Source organism: Mycobacterium sp., from assembly GCF_002863225.1.
GTDB lineage: Bacteria > Actinomycetota > Actinomycetes > Mycobacteriales > Mycobacteriaceae > Mycobacterium.
Map to the genome: position 1 here is coordinate 1 of NZ_PKEK01000089.1, position 15,266 is coordinate 15,266.

Consider the following 15,266-nt stretch of genomic DNA (forward strand, 5'->3'; position numbering starts at 1 on the left):
GAGGTGACGTAGTCGTCGGACGGAGTGGCGCCGTCGAACGAGACGCCCAGGCTGGGCAGGTTCAGCTCGAGGGAGTGGGTGTTGCCGGACATGTCGGTGAAGCCGTCGAAACGCGACAGCAGCCCGCCGTTCGGATTGCTCGGGTCGGCGAGTAACAGAAACTTGACCATGTCCGGGCTCACCCCGTCGGCCTTCAGCTGCTCCATGGTCAGACCGGCGAGCGTGGAGCTCTGCGAGTAACCGAACACCGTCGAGACGTCGCCGTTCGCGGCATTGGCCTCGATCTGATTGGCAAGGATCTGGATTCCCTGGCCGACCGAGGTGGCGTTGGTTGGCAAACCGAGTTCGCCGCCGGAGGGGTAGTTGAGCGGCAGCGTGTGGACGCCGGTCAACGGGTAGAGGCCCTCGGGCGTGAAGAGCCCCTCGCCGAAGGGGTTGGTCGCAGTCGCTCCGTAGTAGTTCGTGATGTCACCCGGGTAGATGTGGTTCAGGTAGAGCCCGGTGGCCGCCTGCACGTAACCGGAACCAGGGATCGGCAGCCCGCTGCCGCCCATCACCAGACCGATGTCTTCACCGTCGGCGTTCGCGTGGCCGGCGTTCAGCATGGCGGCCAGGCTCAAGAAGCCGGCACCGACGGTGGCGACCATTCCCAGACCCATCAAGCGAGTTTTGCGAGCAGACATTGTTGTGCGACCTTTCAAGCGGGGGCTGACGGCGCGGGTATTAGGCATATGTCTACGCCTATGGAACTCATATGTCTGAGAAACACACAGGTTTTTGTTGGCGAATTTTAAGTCGAAGTCCAATTTGTCGGACGCGTATCACAGGCCGCATCAGCCCCAGTGGCCCCGCGCGGAAGCAACGCGGCGCACCGCCCCGGGAGTCCGACGCGGGTGTGACGAGGGTGGCTGAGTCAGCCGAGCAGCGCGTTACGAAGCCGGTCGACGTCGGCGTCGGTGATACCGGCGCTGCGGAAGTAGCCGTCGAGCGAGCCGAAGTCGTCGTCGATGGTCCGTCGTGCCGCGGCGAGGTATTCCTCGCGAACGCCGAGCACTTCCTCAGACAGTCGGGCCTCGGTGGTCGACAGCAGCTCGGGTGTCATGTCGACGTCGGCCCGCTCCCGGATCGTGTCGAGGATGCGCTCGCGCAACAGCGGCACGGCTTGGTTGCTGGTCAGAAAGTCGGCGACGATCGCCTCGCGCCCGACCCCCGCGGCCTCCAGCACCAGCGCGACGGTGAAGCCGGTGCGGTCCTTGCCGGCGAAGCAGTGCGCCAGCACTGTCCGGCCCTCGCCCAACAGGGTGACCATGCGATGCAGTGCCTCGCGGGCCCCGGGATAGGTGGGGAAGCGGCTGTATTCGTCGACCATGTAGCGGCTGGCGGCGTCGCTGACCGATTCACCGTCCGGCTTCTCCTCGAACAGCCGCTTGAAGGCGTGCTCGTGCGGGGCCGCGCCGTCCGGATTTGCCTCGTCGGGTTCGAGATCCGGGATCGGCAGCAGGTGGATGTCCACTCCGACGGGTACCAGGCCGGGGCCGTGCCGCAACACTTCGCTGCGGGAACGCAGGTCGGCGACATCGGTGATGCCCAAGCGGCGCAGCTCATCCCGGCCCTCATCGGCCAGCTCGCTCAACTCTCCGGAGCGGAAGAGCCGGCCGGGGCGCAGCACGCCGGTGGTGTCGGCGACGTCGCGAAAGTTCCAGGCTCCCTGTAGATCTCGCACGCCGGTTACCACGTTAGGTGACCGCCGCCGCGAAAACGCTTTTCTCCCGGCCGATTTCGTACCGGGCGATGGTCCTCAGGTGTACCTCGTCGGGGCCGTCGAAGATGCGCATCGCGCGCTGCCAGGCGTACATCCGGGCCAGCACGGTGTCCTCGCTGACGCCGGCGCCGCCGTGCACCTGGATGGCGCGGTCGATGACGTTGCACGCCATTTGCGGGGCCACTGCCTTGATCTGTGAGACCAGCAGGTGCGCGGCCCGGTTGCCGTGCTGGTCGATGGTCCAGGCCGCCTTTTCGCACAGCAGCCTGGCCTGGTCGATCTCATTGCGCGACTGGGCGATTGCCTGCTGCACCAGACCCTGGTCGGCCAGCGGCCGGCCGAACGCGATGCGGGTGTTGGCCCGGTCGACCATCAGCGCCAGCGCACGTTCGGCACCGCCGAGCGCGCGCATGCAGTGGTGGATGCGGCCGGGGCCGAGGCGGGCCTGGGCGATCGCGAAGCCGCCGCCCTCTTCACCGAGCAGATTGGTCTGCGGCACGCGGACGTTGTCGTAGATGATCTCGCAGTGGCCGGGCTGGTCGTGGTAGCCGAACACGGTGGTCGACCGGACCACGGTCACTCCGGGGGTGTCGATCGGCACCAGGACCATCGACTGCTGCTGGTGGCTGGCCGCCTCGGGGTTGGTGCGGCCCATCACGATCAGGATCTTGCAGCGTGGGTCGGCGGCGCCCGAGGTCCACCACTTGCGGCCGTTGATGACGTAGTCGCTGCCGTCGCGCACGATCGACGTCTGGATGTTGCGGGCGTCGCTGCTGGCGACGGCGGGCTCGGTCATCGAGAAACCGCTGCGGATCTCCCCGGCCAGCAGCGGCTCGAGCCACTTCTTGCTCTGCTCCTCGGTGGCGAACAGGTGCAGCGTCTCCATGTTCCCGGTGTCCGGCGCGGCACAGTTGGTCGCCTCGGGGGCGATCTCCAGGCTCCAGCCGGTCAACTCGGCGAGCGACGCGTAGTCGAGGTTGCTCAGGCCGGATTCCGACGGCAGGAACAGGTTCCACAGCCCGGCGGCCTTGGCCTTGGTCTTGAGTTCCTCGATGATCGGCGGAACGGTGTGATCCTTGGGACCGGCTTCCTCGCGGTACTTGTCGTACTCGGCCTCGGCGGGAAAGACGTGCTCGGTGATGAACTCGCTCAGCCGTTTGTGGTAGTCGCTGGCTTTGGCTGACATTGCGAAGTCCATAACCGCCACGATAAGCCACCCGCCCCGGGACCACGCCGGGGGCAGGATGAACGTCATGACCGACATCCGCCCGCCGTTGCCGCCGTTCACATCAGAGACCGCCGCCGAGAAGGTTCAGGCCGCCGAAGACGCGTGGAACACCCGGGATCCGGACCGGGTCAGCCGGGCGTACACCGTTGACTCGCAATGGCGTAACCGCGGCGAACACATTGTCGGCCGCGAGGCGATCGTCGAGTTCCTGACCCGCAAATGGCAGAGCGAACTCGACTACGCGTTGCGTAAAAGCCTGTGGAGCTTCCACGACAACTTCATCGCGGTCCGCTTCCAGTACGAGTGCCGGGACGCGGACGGCCAGTGGTGGCGCAGCTACGGCAACGAATTGTGGCAGTTCGACGCGGACGGCTTGATGGCCCGTCGCGAAGCCAGCATCAACGACGTCGCGATCGAGGAGTCGCAGCGCCGCTATTTCGGGCCGCGGTCAACTGAGGAACACGGCCGGGACTTTCCGCTTTGGTGAGCTCGGCCGCCCGCGACGCCGGCCGCCTCGGGGAGGCAGGCGGTGGAAGCGGGCGGTCAGGTTAGGGTTGGTGCCGATCTACCGGCGAGTAGGAAGTACAGGAAGTAGATGCGGACGCCATGACAGAAACGCAGACGACGGTCGGCGTGGTCGCCGAATCGGGAGCTGACGAGCGACGGGTCGCGCTGGTGCCCAAGGTGATCGCGCCACTGGTGAAGAGTGGTGTGGCGGTTGTCGTGGAGGCGGGCGCCGGCGAGCGGGCGCTGCTGCCCGACTCGTTGTACACCGAGGCCGGCGCCACCATCGGAGACGCCTGGGCGGCCGACATCGTGGTCAAGGTGGCGCCGCCGACCGCCGACGAAGTCGCCAAGCTGCACAGCGGGCAGACCCTGGTCGGTTTTCTGGCGCCGCGTAACGCCGAGAACGCGATCGGCGCGCTCCAGCAGGCCGGTGTGCAGGCGTTCGCACTCGAAGCCATTCCGAGGATCTCCCGGGCCCAGGCGATGGACGCGCTGTCGTCGCAGGGCAACGTCGCCGGTTACAAGGCCGTGCTGGTCGCGGCTTCGGAGTCGACCCGGTTCTTCCCGATGCTGACCACCGCGGCCGGAACGGTGAAGCCGGCCACCGTGCTGGTGCTCGGCGTCGGTGTCGCCGGCCTGCAGGCCCTGGCGACGGCGCGGCGCCTCGGCGGCAAAACCACCGGCTACGACGTCCGTCCCGAGGTGGCCGACCAGGTGCGCTCGGTCGGCGCGCAGTGGCTGAACCTCGGCATCGACGCCGCCGGCGAGGGCGGGTATGCCCGCGAGCTCACCGACGAGGAGCGCGCGCAGCAGCAGAAAGCGCTCGAGGACGCCATCGCCAAGTTCGACGTCGTCATCACCACCGCGCTGGTGCCCGGCCGACCCGCGCCACGGCTGGTGACGGCCGCGGCGGTCGAGGCGATGAAGCCCGGCAGCGTCGTCGTCGACCTGGCCGGTGAGACCGGCGGCAACTGCGAACTCACCGAACCCGGTCAGACCGTCGTCAAGCATGACGTCACCATCGTGTCGCCGCTGAACCTGCCGGCCACCATGCCCGAGCACGCCAGCGAGCTCTACAGCAAGAACATCACCGCGCTGCTCGACCTGTTGATCACCGACGGCAAGCTGGCGCCGGATTTCGAGGACGAGGTGGTGGCCGGCTCGTGCGTGACCCGCACCGGCGACGCCGCGCAGGCGGGGAAGGACTCGTAGATGTACGACCAACTGTTGGCCAACCTGGCAATCCTGGTGCTTGCCGGCTTCGTCGGCTTCGCGGTCATTTCCAAGGTGCCCAACACCTTGCACACTCCGCTGATGTCGGGCACCAACGCCATTCACGGCATCGTGGTTCTCGGCGCGCTGCTGGTACTGGGTGAGCTGCCCGCCGACGCCAGCTGGGGTGTCCGGGCGATCACCTTCATCGCGCTGATCTTCGGCACCCTGAACGTGATCGGCGGCTTCCTGGTGACCGACCGGATGCTGGGCATGTTCAAGTCGCGCAAGGCCGCGCCCGACACAGCGGTCAGCGCCGAGGGGGCCGGCAAGTGAGCACGCAAAACGTCGACTATGCCGTGGATGTTCTGTACATCGCGGCCTTCGCGCTGTTCATCTATGGTCTGTCCGGCCTGACCGGGCCGAAGACCGCGGTGCGCGGCAACTGGATCGCTGCGGTCGGTATGGGCATCGCGGTGGTCGCGACGCTGATCAAGGTGCGCGATACCGCGTCGATCAACTGGATCCTGATCGCCGCGGGCCTGCTGATCGGTGTGGCCCTCGGCGTGCCACCGGCCAAGAAGACCAAGATGACCGCCATGCCGCAGCTGGTGGCGCTGTTCAACGGCGTCGGCGGCGGTACCGTCGCGCTGATCGCGTGGTCGGAATTCATTGAGACCAAGGGCTTTTCGGTGTTCCGGCCCGATCAGTCGCCCACCGTGGCACTGGTCGTCGGCTCGCTGTTCGCGGCGATCATCGGCTCGGTGTCGTTCTGGGGCTCGCTGGTGGCTTTCCTGAAGCTGCAGGAGTCGATTCCCAAGAACGTGGAGAAGCGGTTGGTGGCCTCGGCCAAGCTGTTCCAGCTCTCCAACATCGTGCTGCTGATCGGCGCCGTCGGCGTCGCTGTCTACCTGGGGCTGAACCCGGGCAAGCCGGTGTGGTGGATCGTGCTGGTGCTGGCCTTCGCAGGTCTGATGGGGCTGTTCGTGGTCTTCCCGATCGGCGGCGCCGATATGCCGGTGGTGATTTCGCTGCTGAACGCGATGACCGGATTGTCGGCAGCGGCAGCGGGTTTGGCGCTGAACAACACCGCGATGATCGTCGCGGGCATGATCGTCGGTGCCTCGGGTTCGATTCTGACCAACCTGATGGCGGTCGCGATGAACCGCTCGATTCCGGCGATCGTGTTCGGCTCGTTCGGCGGTGCCGGCGACGCGGCCGGCCCCGCAGGTGCGGAGCAGGGCACCGTCAAGTCCACCTCGGCCGCCGACGTGGCGATCCAGATGGCCTACGCCAACCAGGTGATCGTGGTGCCCGGCTACGGGCTGGCGGTCGCCCAGGCGCAGCACGCCGTCAAGGAGATGGCCAAGCTGCTCGAGGAGAAGGGCGTCGAGGTCAAGTACGCCATCCACCCGGTGGCCGGCCGGATGCCCGGTCACATGAACGTGCTGCTGGCGGAGGCCGACGTCGACTACGACGCGATGAAGGAGATGGACGACGTCAACGGCGAGTTCAGCCGCACCGACGTCACCGTCGTCATCGGGGCCAACGACGTCACCAACCCCGCTGCCCGCAACGACTCGGGCTCGCCCATCTACGGCATGCCGATCCTCAACGTCGACGAGTCGCGCGCGGTGATCGTGCTCAAGCGGTCGATGTCGTCGGGCTACGCCGGGATCGAGAACCCGTTGTTCTTCCTGCCACAGACGTCCATGCTGTTCGGCGACGCGAAGAAGTCGGTGACCGAGGTGGCCGAGGAGCTGAAAGCGCTATAGACGTATCGAGATCGACGCCGGCGTGGTGCTTACTCGCACAAACGCGCGCTGGCGTCGATCTCGGAGGGTGTGAGCTGGCTAAACGGGCGGGTAGGCCGGCGGCGGGTAGCCCTGGCCGTCGGTGACACCACGCAGGCCCCAGGGCAGGTATTTGAAGTAGAACTCGAGCTCGTCGGAAAAGTCGTAGCTGGGATCGGGATCCGGTTGCATGACTACCTCTCCAGTCGGCACGTGGTTCGTTCGAAGTCTAGTCCCACCGGGCAGCGCGCAACAACGAACGGTCGCGTTGCCTAGACTACCCACCAGTTGATTGACTCCGGGCGGCCCCCGGACTGCCGAATCGAGAAGACATGCCATCCGAGAACGGGCTCACCCGCCGCGAGGAGCTGCTGATAGTGGCTACCAAACTATTCGCCGCGCGCGGCTATCACGGCACCCGGATGGACGACGTCGCCGACGTGGTCGGCCTGAACAAGGCCACCGTCTACCACTACTACGCCAGCAAGGCGCTGATCCTCTACGACATCTACCAGCAGGCCGCCGAGCGGACCCTGGACGCGGTGCACGACGACCCGACGATGTCGGCCCGCGAGGCGCTCTACCAGTACACCGTGCGGCTGCTCAACAACATCGCCTCGAACCCCGAAGGCGCCGCGGTCTACTTTCAGGAGCAGCCCTACATCGCCGAGTGGTTCACCGAGGAGCAGGTCGCCGCGGTACGCGAGAAGGAGACCCAGGTGTACGAGCATGTGCACGGGCTCATCGACCGCGGCATCGCCAGCGGCGAGTTCTACGAGAGCGACTCACACGTGCTGGCGCTGGGCTACATCGGGATGACGCTGGGTGCCTACCGGTGGCTGCGGCCGAGTGGACGACGCAGCGCCAAGGAGATCGCCGCTGAGTTCAGCACCGCGCTGCTTCGTGGCCTGATTCGCGACGAGGCGGTCCGGGTCCATTCCCCGCTCGGGACACCCAGGACGGCGACCGTCGCGCCATAACCGACCTATGTCGCGCTGAGTCCGGTTGTGGGCAGTACGCGTTGCAGGAACTCGAGCTGGTCGGCGACCACGCGCTCGAAGGCGTCACCGACGTAGATGTCGAAATGCCCTTCCGGATAGAGCTTTATCTCACCGTGCGGTGCCGTCGCGGCGTAGCGGCGGGTCGGTCCCGACGGCGCGACGGTGTCGGACTCGCAGATGCAGAACAGGATTGGGCACGGCACCTTGGCCGCGAGTCGACCCGGGCGGTAGGCCAGCAACTTCACCCCGATGCGCGCGGCGACCTCGTTGCGCAACTCCACACCGTCGGGCACCAGCTTGAGAAATCCCGGGTAGGCGTCCGGCGCGGTCATCAGTGCGACCTCGCCCGGAAGCCCAGCGGTTTTCACCATCACCGGGTTGCCGCCGAAGCGGGAGGCGACGATATCGCGGGTCGCCAGTGCCGTGAGGCGCGCACTGACCAGCGGGTTGATCGCACCCAGCGACGCGACGCTGTCGGTGAACGGGCACTGCGACACGACCGCCGCGATCCCCGGAACCCGAGCCGCCGTCGCGATCACATGGCCACCACTGAAAGACGTGCCCCACAACCCGATTCGACGCGGATCGATGCCGGGCAGGGTGCGCGCGAACGCCGCGGCCACCGTCCAGTCCTGTAACTGCATCTTCACGTCGAGCACCTGCCGGGGCGCGCCCTCGCTGTCGCCGAAATTGCGATAGTCGAACACCAGGCAGGCGTAGCCGGCGGCGGCGAAACGTTCGGCGAAGGCGTCCAGGCGCATTGTGCGCACCCCGCCCAGACCGTGCGCCATGACCAGCAGTGGCGTGTCGCCGTCCCCGTCGGGACGGTAGAGCCACGCGCTGATCCGGTCGCTGCCGGAGTTGAACCAGACATCTTCACGCTGCATGACCTCATCCTGCATGGTCGTTCGGAGGATTCGGTAGCCCGGCTCCCTTCGGCCCGGTCCGGCCCGCAGCGTCGTCGGGCGTGTGATAGACCCACGGCATGGCCTTGGACGTGCTGCAGCAGCTGTCGTCCCTGGTAGGCGCGAGCTATCTCAGCACCGATCCCGACGTGCTGGCCGGCCGTAGCGTCGACTACACCGGCCGCTACCGCGGCCGGGCCTGCGCCCTGGTGCGCCCGGGCTCGGCGGGCGAAGTCGCCGAGATCTTGCGGGTATGCCGCGACGCCGGAACGCACGTGACCGTGCAGGGCGGACGCACGTCGTTGGTGGCCGGGACCGTCCCCGAGAACGACGACGTGCTGCTGTCCACCGAAAGGCTCTGTGCGATCGGCGATGTCGACACGACCGAGAACCGGGTCGAGGCCGGTGCCGGGGCGACGCTGAGCGCGGTGCAACGCGCGGCCGGTGCGGCCGGACTGGTGTTCGGTGTCGATCTGGCCGCGCGTGACACCGCGACCGTCGGGGGGATGGCCTCGACCAACGCCGGCGGGCTGCGGACCGTGCGCTACGGCAACATGGGCAACCAGGTGATCGGGATGGACCTGGCGCTGCCGGACGGCTCGGTGGTGCGACGGCATTCGCGGGTGCGTGCCGACAACACCGGTTACGACCTTCCGTCGCTGTTCGTCGGCGCCGAGGGAACGCTGGGCGTCATCACCGCGCTCGACCTGCGGCTGCACCCGGAGCCGGCGCACCGGGTGACCGCGGTCTGCGGCTTCGACGAGCTGGATGCCCTGGTCGACGCGGGGCGGCTGTTTCGCGACCTGGACGGCATCGCGGCGCTCGAACTGGTCGACGGCCGGGCCGGCGCGCTGGCCGGCGAGCATCTCGGCCTGCCGCCGCCGGTACCCGGCCGCTGGCTGCTGCTGGTGGAGCTGGCGTCCGACCTCGATCCGACCGAGCGGCTCGCTGATGCGCTGGAAGGCGTGCGCGCAACCGGTGAGCCGGCCGTGGGTATCGATATGGCTGCGCAGCAACGGCTTTGGCGGGTCCGCGAATCACTGGCCGAATTGGTCGGTGTGTACGGCCCGCCGCTGAAGTTCGACGTCTCGCTACCGCTGTCCGCGGTGCCCGGGTTCGCCCGCGACGCCGAGACGCTGTTGCGGGAGCGCGCGGCCGATGCGATCGGCGTGCTGTTCGGGCACATCGGTGAGGGCAATCTGCACTTGAACGTATTGCGTTGCAGCGCAGTGCAGGAACACGAGCTCTACGCGGCAATGATGGACCTGATCGCCGGTTGCGGCGGCAACGTCAGCTCCGAGCACGGGGTGGGAACCCGCAAGCGGCGCTACCTCGGCATGTCTCGCGACGCGGGAGACATCGCCGCGATGCGCACTCTAAAGAGAGCGTTCGACCCGACCGGGTATCTGAACGCCGCGGTGCTCTTCGACTAGCCGCCGGCTTTGATCCCGACCGCGTGCCGCAGTTGGGCCAGGAACTCGTCGGCGTCGTCGCTGCGGATCATGTAGTGCGAGAACGCAACTCGGATCGCCGTCGCCGCCTTGACTGCAGCGTTCGGGCCCGATATCAGCCGCTGCAGACCGTCGCGCATCTGCGGGATGACGCTGGCGAACTGGGTGATGACGTGCTCGGGCTCGATGTCGACCATCCGCACGCCGGTGTAGGAGTGCTGGTAGTCGACGATGAAACGCAGCGCGGCATCGAGTTTGTCGACGCCTTTGAGGCCGACCGTCGCCTGGCTCATGCCGCTTTCGAAGGTGTGCCGCTCGTACTTCGAGAACGCCGAGAGCAGGTCTTCCTTGGAGGCGAACCAGCGATACAGCGTGGGCCTGGACACTCCCGCCTGGACCGCGACGTCGGACAGGCTGAGCTTGCGCTTGCCGTTGCGGCCGAGTATCTCAGCAGTGGCCGCGAGGATCCGCTGCTGCGTCGAGGTGTCGCCCTCGATGGTCGACGTCTGGTCCATACCCGCAACTTTACAAAATTAGGCCGAAGTGTCACGCTGTTTTGGTGCCACTGCCATGTTCCCTGGCCGGGGTCCTGAGTGCCCCGCCCGAGGTAGCTGACTACATGAGCTTAGCTGGGCAAGTCCAGGAAGACGGGCGTCTGCGGTGAGCCACGCCAGAACGGTGGTGATCACCGAAGCGTCGTCGCCGGTGGCACGGGCTACCGCGACCCGGCTTGCGGTGGCCGGGCATCTGGTTCTGATGGGCAGCCGTCGGCCACAGGTGTGCGAGGAGGCCGCGGCGCGGTTGCGGTCACAGGGCATGTCGGTGTTCGCCGCTCACCTCGACCTGGCCGACCCGTTCTCCATCGATCGCTTCCTGCAGTCCGCCGACTATCTGGTGGGTGAGGCCGACGTGTTAATCAGTACCGCCGGAGTCGCCGACCGGTCCTGGGCGGGCGCGCAACACCTTGTGATGCAATTGATTCCGCCGATGATCGACGGCGGTCGAGGTGACGTCGTGCTGGTCAGCCCGGCGCTCGACGGAGTCGCGCCGGCCGGCGCCGACCGGATGCTCGAGGCGTGGGTACACGGTCTCGACGCCGAGTTCGTCGGCACCGGTGTGCGGATGTCGATTGTGCGGTCCACCGAAGCCGTGCCCGCCGACGACGCCGGCCGCCTGATCGCCGCGGCGATCGGCTCGCCCGACATGCACTTGCGCGTCGTCGACGTCATCCCGCCCTACCGCGAAAGTGCAACTGTCGACGGTGCTACTCGAGAAATGCGTCGCTAGTTGCACTCTCGCGGGTGGCTAAGGACGTTTGCGCACCAACACCGATTGCTGAATGCTGCCGACCGCCGACGTCTCGTCGAACAGGGTGCCCACCGTCGTCCCGATGCCGTCGGGGCCGTAGCTGGTCTCGGCGCGGATGCCGACCCACTCGCCCTCGGGGACCCGGTGCAGGTGCACGACCAAGTCGTTGTTCAGGAACGTCCACTTGGTGATGTCGATCTTCGAACCAATCCCGTTGGCGCAGTCGGCAACTGAAAACAGGCGCTGCACGGGAGTAATCGGCTCGCCTTCGACCAGGGCGGCCACCGGCTTGATCCAGGACTCACCGGGGCCTTCGTTGAGCGGCTTGGTCAGCCAGCGCCAATCGAGGCTGTGCACGTAGTTCCGGTCGAAATTCTTGGCGAGATCGCGGCTGCGCCCCTCGCTCAGCGGGGCCGGCAGCGCTGCCGGAGCGTGCAGCAGTTCGGCGGTGTCCAGCTGCTGCAGCCGCCAACCGGTGGCCCGCGCCGTCGGCCGCGGCCGGCCGTCGGGCCCCAGCGCCAGCGTCTCGGCGCTGATCAACTCGATCTGCCTTCCCGGACGCTCGACTTTCGCGCGTACCCACATGTCGCCGTCGGCAGGCACCGGGCCCAACAGGTCGATCGCCACCCGGCTCAACCGGGCGTCGTCGCGTGGCGCGCAGTGCTCCAGCGCCCGCACCAGAAGCGCCGACACCGGCGCGGCATGCTGAATGGCCGCGGTCCAGGTACTGCGGACCAGATCTGTCGGAGTGAACTTTTCGCCGATCGGGTCGTCGGCGTCGACCAGCTGGTAGTAGGAACCGCTGGTCATTCGTCCTCCACCGCCGTGCCGGGAGTATCGACGATCACCGTGTCGAGCCGGGCGAGCTTCGTGCCGACAAGCCGTTTGGGGTACGCATCGCTACTCGACAGCATGAACAGTGTGCGGCCGGCGGCGCCACCGAGCATGCAGGCGATCGCGGCGCGATCGCCGATGTCGATCCGATGCGTCACAAGCCCGCCCTCGACGATGCGTTCGAACTGGTGGGCCAACGTCATCGCCGTCCACACCCCGCCCTCGGCGTCGAGGCAGATGCCGTCCGGCGGGCCGTCCAGCCCGTCGGCGAAGACGCGCCGGCCGGTCAGGTCGCCGCCCTCGCCGATCGTGTAGGCGGTCAACCGGCGACCGGTCGACTCGGCCACGATCAGGGTCCGGTGGTCGGGGGTGATGACCATGCCGTTGGGAAAGTCCAGTTCGGTCGCCACCACGTCGACGGCGCCATCGGGGTCGACCCGCAGGATCACCCCGCCCTCGAACGCCTGCGAACCGATGTAGGCCCGGCCGTGCCGGTCGACCACCATATCGCCCAGGTCCGCCGGCGCCAGCTCACTCAAATCGGCTGTCTCGCTGACGGTTTCGCCGTCGTACGCCAGCAGCGTGCGGTTCTCGGCAGAGACGATCAGTAGCGTCCCGTCCGGCCGGAAGCCCAGACCCGAGGGCGCGTGCCCGGGCAGCGGCAGCGTGGTCATCGAGCCGCAGACGGTGACGGTGTGCACGGCCTCGCCGAGCATGTCGGAGAACCACAACAGGCCCTCGAACCAGCGCGGACCCTCGCCGAAGCAGAACCCGCTGGCCAGCGGGGTCAGCCCGTCAACCATTGCCGTCATCGAGCGCATCCAATTCTCGGGCGACGGCCTGGTGGTAGGCGTCGATCTTGGCGGGGTTGGCCTGCTGGAACAGTGCGTCGGGCAACGGCGCGTGCTTGTAGGCCTCGATCGTCATCGTCCGGGTGAACAGCGTGATGTCTTCACCCGGCCGGGTGAACTGGTACTGGACCGTGATCCGTCCCTCCATTCCGCCACCGCCGTCTTGGTTGTGACCAAGCGGGCCAACGGAATTGAAGATCCACAACCTCGGCCGCATCGCGATGGCCAGCTGCCAGGTGAAAATCCGGCCGCCGTCGGGCCCGGTTTCCTGCCAGGTGTCACCGACCTGCAGTGGCAGCTTGTCGGGCAGGTTCGCGATGTGTGCGCTACCGGGATAGGTCTTCGGCCAGTTCGCCGGGTTGGTGACGAAGTCGTAGACGGTCTCGGGCGCATGCGCGAAGGCGGTCTCCGAGCTCGTCGTCACGATGCCCACTCGTCGCTCCTTCGCGGCAGAAAACAGCCCGGCCGGCACACCGGGCGGGTTTACAGATTATCGTACAAATGTCACGCGGTAACTTGCAGGGAGATCGTCGGCGCTCAGCCAAGGAAAGCGGCAGATGAAATTCACCATCACCCACCCGATGCACAGCCACCCCTACAACCCCGAGCTGGTCAGGGGTGACGGCATCGCCGCGGTGGCCGCTGCCGCCGAAGCCGCCGGTATCCACGGCTTCGGGTTCACCGATCACCCCGCCCCGAGCCAGCGCTGGCTGGAAGCCGGCGGCCATGACGCGCTGGACCCGTTCGTCGCGATGGGTTACGCCGCGGCGCACACCTCCACGTTGCGGCTGATCCCCAACATCGTGGTGCTGCCGTACCGAAACCCGTTCGTAGTGGCCAAATCCGGTGCGACCCTTGATCTGCTGTCCGACGGCAGGTTCACGCTGGCGGTCGGGGTCGGTTATCTCAAACGCGAATTCGCCGCGCTGGGTGTCGACTTCGAGGAGCGGGCGGCGTTGTTCGACGAGGCGCTCGACGTGATCCGGGGCATCTGGACCGCCGACGACATCACCTTCGAGGGGCGACACTTCAGCGCCAAGGGGATCACCGCGCACCCGCGTCCGGTCAGTGATCCCCACCCACCCATCTGGATCGGCGGCAACACCGGGGCCGCGCGGCGCCGGGTCGCCGAGAAGGGCGACGGTTGGTGCCCGTTCGCCGCGCCGCCCGCGCTGGCCCAGACCGCCCGCACGGCGTCACTGGATTCCGTGGAGGCGCTCGGCGACGGCATCGACGACCTGCGCCGCCGCCTCGAGGACGCCGGAAGGGATCCCGCAGGAGTCGACATCGTCTTCGGCAACTTCGAGGGCGGCAGTCCGGCCGACGACGATTTCAACGCCGACGCCTACCTGGCCGGCCTGAATCGGCTGGCTGAGCTCGGCGTCACCTGGACGCAGGTGGGACTGCCCGGAGACAGCCTGGCCCACGCGCTCGAGGTGATCGACCGATTCAAGACGCTGGTCATCGACGCCTCGTGAGGGCGCGGCCGAGGCTTTACAAGTTTTGACGAGAATGTCATTCTCGCTAGGTGACAACAGACTCTGAGCAGACGTCGTGGTCGGTCGCCGGCCTCCTGGATTTGTTCGACGCGCGCGAAGCCGGCGATAACCGGTTCAGTGCCGAGACCGGCATCGCGGCCGAGGACGAGCGTCAGGTGGTAGAGGGCACCCAGGTGCTCGCGCAGGTGATTGTCGCTGTCGCCAAGCGGTTCCCGGCCAAGTCGGTGCGCTCGGTACATGCGGTGTTCGCCCGTGCGGTGCTGGTCGGCCCACCGGTCGAGATCGAGATCGACGTCGTCGCCGAGGGCCGTTCGACTGCGACCGCGGTGGTCGGTGTTTCCCAGAACGGGCGGCGCGCCATCACGGTGACCGCGTTGCTCGATGTGCCGTCCGACGACGTGATCCGCCACCACCTGCCCCGGCCCGAGGTGACCGCGCCCGCGGACGCCAACGACGGCCGGATGCCGATGGGCGGCCGGGAGTTGCGACTGGTGGACGTGGTCGACGTCAACAGCCCGGATGAGGTCGGCCCGCCGGAGTTGTATGCCTGGCTGCACTATGACCCGATCCCGGCCCGTGACGACCTGGCGAAGGCGTTGATCGCGTATTTCACCGGTCACCTTGGCATTTCGACGGCGATGCGGGCCCATGAGGGCATCGGCACCGCCCAGTCGCACCTGACCGTGTCGACCGCGCCGATGACGGTGTCGGTCAGCTTCCACGAGCCGGTGTCGTGGACGGGCTGGCTGCTCTACAGCCACGAGAGCACGCAGGCCGGGGCGGGCATGTCCTACATCCGCGGCGCCGTGCACACCGAGGAAGGCGAGTTGATCGCCTCGTTCGCCCAGGACGCGCTCATCCGTCCGCTGCGCACCAGCGATTCTGCGATCAAAACCGAAGCGCGACTGTAACTCT

General features: G+C 67.3%; 18 protein-coding genes. 9 read left to right on the forward strand and 9 right to left on the reverse strand.

Annotation, left to right across the window (positions count from 1 at the left end; all coding sequences use genetic code 11):
* From CYU59_RS25000 to CYU59_RS25010, 3 genes are all read right to left on the reverse strand, one after another.
* A partial coding sequence (locus CYU59_RS25000) for a PE-PPE domain-containing protein (protein WP_293003962.1) occupies positions 1 to 683 on the reverse strand: 683 nt, incomplete at its 3' end.
* 230 nt (positions 684 to 913) lie between these two features.
* Entirely contained in the window at positions 914 to 1,735 is an 822-nt protein-coding gene (locus CYU59_RS25005; protein ID WP_293003964.1) for a tyrosine-protein phosphatase, read from the reverse strand.
* 1 nt (position 1,736) lies between these two features.
* Positions 1,737 to 2,948, reverse strand: coding sequence for an acyl-CoA dehydrogenase family protein (locus CYU59_RS25010; RefSeq protein ID WP_293004023.1), 1,212 nt, complete (start codon positions 2,946 to 2,948; stop codon positions 1,737 to 1,739).
* 67 nt (positions 2,949 to 3,015) lie between these two features.
* Here CYU59_RS25010 and CYU59_RS25015 point away from each other — a divergent pair, with 67 nt between their 5' ends.
* The 4 genes from CYU59_RS25015 to CYU59_RS25030 all read left to right on the forward strand — a co-directional run bounded on the left by CYU59_RS25015 (position 3,016) and on the right by CYU59_RS25030 (position 6,484).
* Positions 3,016 to 3,477, forward strand: coding sequence for a nuclear transport factor 2 family protein (locus CYU59_RS25015; RefSeq protein WP_293003966.1), 462 nt, complete (start codon positions 3,016 to 3,018; stop codon positions 3,475 to 3,477).
* 119 nt (positions 3,478 to 3,596) lie between these two features.
* Positions 3,597 to 4,709 (forward strand): Re/Si-specific NAD(P)(+) transhydrogenase subunit alpha, encoded by a 1,113-nt coding sequence (locus CYU59_RS25020; RefSeq protein ID WP_293003968.1) that lies wholly within the window; start codon positions 3,597 to 3,599, stop codon positions 4,707 to 4,709.
* Positions 4,710 to 5,045, forward strand: coding sequence for an NAD(P) transhydrogenase subunit alpha (locus CYU59_RS25025; protein WP_293003970.1), 336 nt, complete (start codon positions 4,710 to 4,712; stop codon positions 5,043 to 5,045).
* A complete protein-coding gene (locus tag CYU59_RS25030; RefSeq protein ID WP_293003972.1) occupies positions 5,042 to 6,484 on the forward strand; it encodes an NAD(P)(+) transhydrogenase (Re/Si-specific) subunit beta in 1,443 nt (480 codons plus the stop codon). Before CYU59_RS25025 ends, CYU59_RS25030 begins: the two co-directional genes overlap by 4 nt.
* A gap of 78 nt (positions 6,485 to 6,562) precedes the next feature.
* Here the strand turns inward: CYU59_RS25030 and CYU59_RS25035 are convergent, their stop codons facing one another.
* Positions 6,563 to 6,694, reverse strand: a complete 132-nt coding sequence (locus tag CYU59_RS25035) for a hypothetical protein (RefSeq protein ID WP_156751530.1) — start codon at positions 6,692 to 6,694, stop codon at positions 6,563 to 6,565.
* 140 nt (positions 6,695 to 6,834) lie between these two features.
* Here CYU59_RS25035 and CYU59_RS25040 point away from each other — a divergent pair, with 140 nt between their 5' ends.
* Positions 6,835 to 7,482 carry a TetR/AcrR family transcriptional regulator gene (locus tag CYU59_RS25040; protein ID WP_293003974.1) on the forward strand — a complete coding sequence of 216 codons (648 nt, stop codon included), beginning with the start codon at positions 6,835 to 6,837 and terminating at the stop codon, positions 7,480 to 7,482.
* Positions 7,483 to 7,487: 5 nt separating this feature from the next.
* On the opposite strand, the gene CYU59_RS25045 is transcribed toward CYU59_RS25040, so the two are convergent.
* The gene (locus CYU59_RS25045) at positions 7,488 to 8,390 is read right to left on the reverse strand and encodes an alpha/beta fold hydrolase (protein WP_293003976.1); all 903 of its coding nucleotides are present in this window, start codon (positions 8,388 to 8,390) and stop codon (positions 7,488 to 7,490) included.
* Positions 8,391 to 8,500: 110 nt separating this feature from the next.
* Here CYU59_RS25045 and CYU59_RS25050 point away from each other — a divergent pair, with 110 nt between their 5' ends.
* Positions 8,501 to 9,841: an FAD-binding oxidoreductase gene (locus CYU59_RS25050; RefSeq protein ID WP_293004024.1), complete on the forward strand. Its 1,341-nt coding sequence runs from the start codon at positions 8,501 to 8,503 to the stop codon at positions 9,839 to 9,841.
* Here the strand turns inward: CYU59_RS25050 and CYU59_RS25055 are convergent.
* On the reverse strand, positions 9,838 to 10,374 hold the full coding sequence (locus tag CYU59_RS25055; RefSeq protein WP_293003978.1) for a TetR/AcrR family transcriptional regulator: 537 nt from the start codon (positions 10,372 to 10,374) through the stop codon (positions 9,838 to 9,840). The two genes, CYU59_RS25050 and CYU59_RS25055, sit on opposite strands and share 4 nt — an antisense overlap.
* Before the next feature lie 145 nt (positions 10,375 to 10,519).
* On the opposite strand from CYU59_RS25055, the gene CYU59_RS25060 reads away from it, so the two are divergent.
* Positions 10,520 to 11,146, forward strand: a complete 627-nt coding sequence (locus CYU59_RS25060) for an SDR family NAD(P)-dependent oxidoreductase (protein WP_293003979.1) — start codon at positions 10,520 to 10,522, stop codon at positions 11,144 to 11,146.
* Positions 11,147 to 11,164: 18 nt separating this feature from the next.
* Here the strand turns inward: CYU59_RS25060 and CYU59_RS25065 are convergent, their stop codons facing one another.
* From CYU59_RS25065 to CYU59_RS25075, 3 genes are read right to left on the reverse strand one after another with little or no spacing between them, the layout of a single operon-like run.
* On the reverse strand, positions 11,165 to 11,977 hold the full coding sequence (locus CYU59_RS25065) for a thioesterase family protein (protein ID WP_293003981.1): 813 nt from the start codon (positions 11,975 to 11,977) through the stop codon (positions 11,165 to 11,167).
* The gene (locus tag CYU59_RS25070; RefSeq protein ID WP_293004025.1) at positions 11,974 to 12,804 is read right to left on the reverse strand and encodes an SMP-30/gluconolactonase/LRE family protein; all 831 of its coding nucleotides are present in this window, start codon (positions 12,802 to 12,804) and stop codon (positions 11,974 to 11,976) included. Before CYU59_RS25070 ends, CYU59_RS25065 begins: the two co-directional genes overlap by 4 nt.
* The gene (locus tag CYU59_RS25075) at positions 12,797 to 13,285 is read right to left on the reverse strand and encodes an SRPBCC family protein (protein ID WP_293003983.1); all 489 of its coding nucleotides are present in this window, start codon (positions 13,283 to 13,285) and stop codon (positions 12,797 to 12,799) included. The genes CYU59_RS25070 and CYU59_RS25075 overlap by 8 nt, the downstream gene beginning before the upstream one ends.
* A gap of 124 nt (positions 13,286 to 13,409) precedes the next feature.
* Between CYU59_RS25075 and CYU59_RS25080 the strand changes: the two genes are divergently transcribed.
* Positions 13,410 to 14,330 (forward strand): LLM class F420-dependent oxidoreductase, encoded by a 921-nt coding sequence (locus CYU59_RS25080; protein ID WP_293003985.1) that lies wholly within the window; start codon positions 13,410 to 13,412, stop codon positions 14,328 to 14,330.
* 50 nt (positions 14,331 to 14,380) lie between these two features.
* The gene (locus CYU59_RS25085) at positions 14,381 to 15,262 is read left to right on the forward strand and encodes an acyl-CoA thioesterase domain-containing protein (protein ID WP_293003987.1); all 882 of its coding nucleotides are present in this window, start codon (positions 14,381 to 14,383) and stop codon (positions 15,260 to 15,262) included.
* Positions 15,263 to 15,266: the final 4 nt, after the last annotated feature.

Coding starts and splice junctions, on each gene's coding strand:
- CYU59_RS25010 (WP_293004023.1), bottom strand. CDS start 2,948: ATGTCAGCCAAAGCCAGCGACTACCACAAACGGCTGAGCGAGTTCATC.
- CYU59_RS25015 (WP_293003966.1), top strand. CDS start 3,016: ATGACCGACATCCGCCCGCCGTTGCCGCCGTTCACATCAGAGACCGCC.
- CYU59_RS25020 (WP_293003968.1), top strand. CDS start 3,597: ATGACAGAAACGCAGACGACGGTCGGCGTGGTCGCCGAATCGGGAGCT.
- CYU59_RS25025 (WP_293003970.1), top strand. CDS start 4,710: ATGTACGACCAACTGTTGGCCAACCTGGCAATCCTGGTGCTTGCCGGC.
- CYU59_RS25035 (WP_156751530.1), bottom strand. CDS start 6,694: ATGCAACCGGATCCCGATCCCAGCTACGACTTTTCCGACGAGCTCGAG.
- CYU59_RS25040 (WP_293003974.1), top strand. CDS start 6,835: ATGCCATCCGAGAACGGGCTCACCCGCCGCGAGGAGCTGCTGATAGTG.
- CYU59_RS25045 (WP_293003976.1), bottom strand. CDS start 8,390: ATGCAGCGTGAAGATGTCTGGTTCAACTCCGGCAGCGACCGGATCAGC.
- CYU59_RS25055 (WP_293003978.1), bottom strand. CDS start 10,374: ATGGACCAGACGTCGACCATCGAGGGCGACACCTCGACGCAGCAGCGG.
- CYU59_RS25065 (WP_293003981.1), bottom strand. CDS start 11,977: ATGACCAGCGGTTCCTACTACCAGCTGGTCGACGCCGACGACCCGATC.
- CYU59_RS25070 (WP_293004025.1), bottom strand. CDS start 12,804: ATGGTTGACGGGCTGACCCCGCTGGCCAGCGGGTTCTGCTTCGGCGAG.
- CYU59_RS25080 (WP_293003985.1), top strand. CDS start 13,410: ATGAAATTCACCATCACCCACCCGATGCACAGCCACCCCTACAACCCC.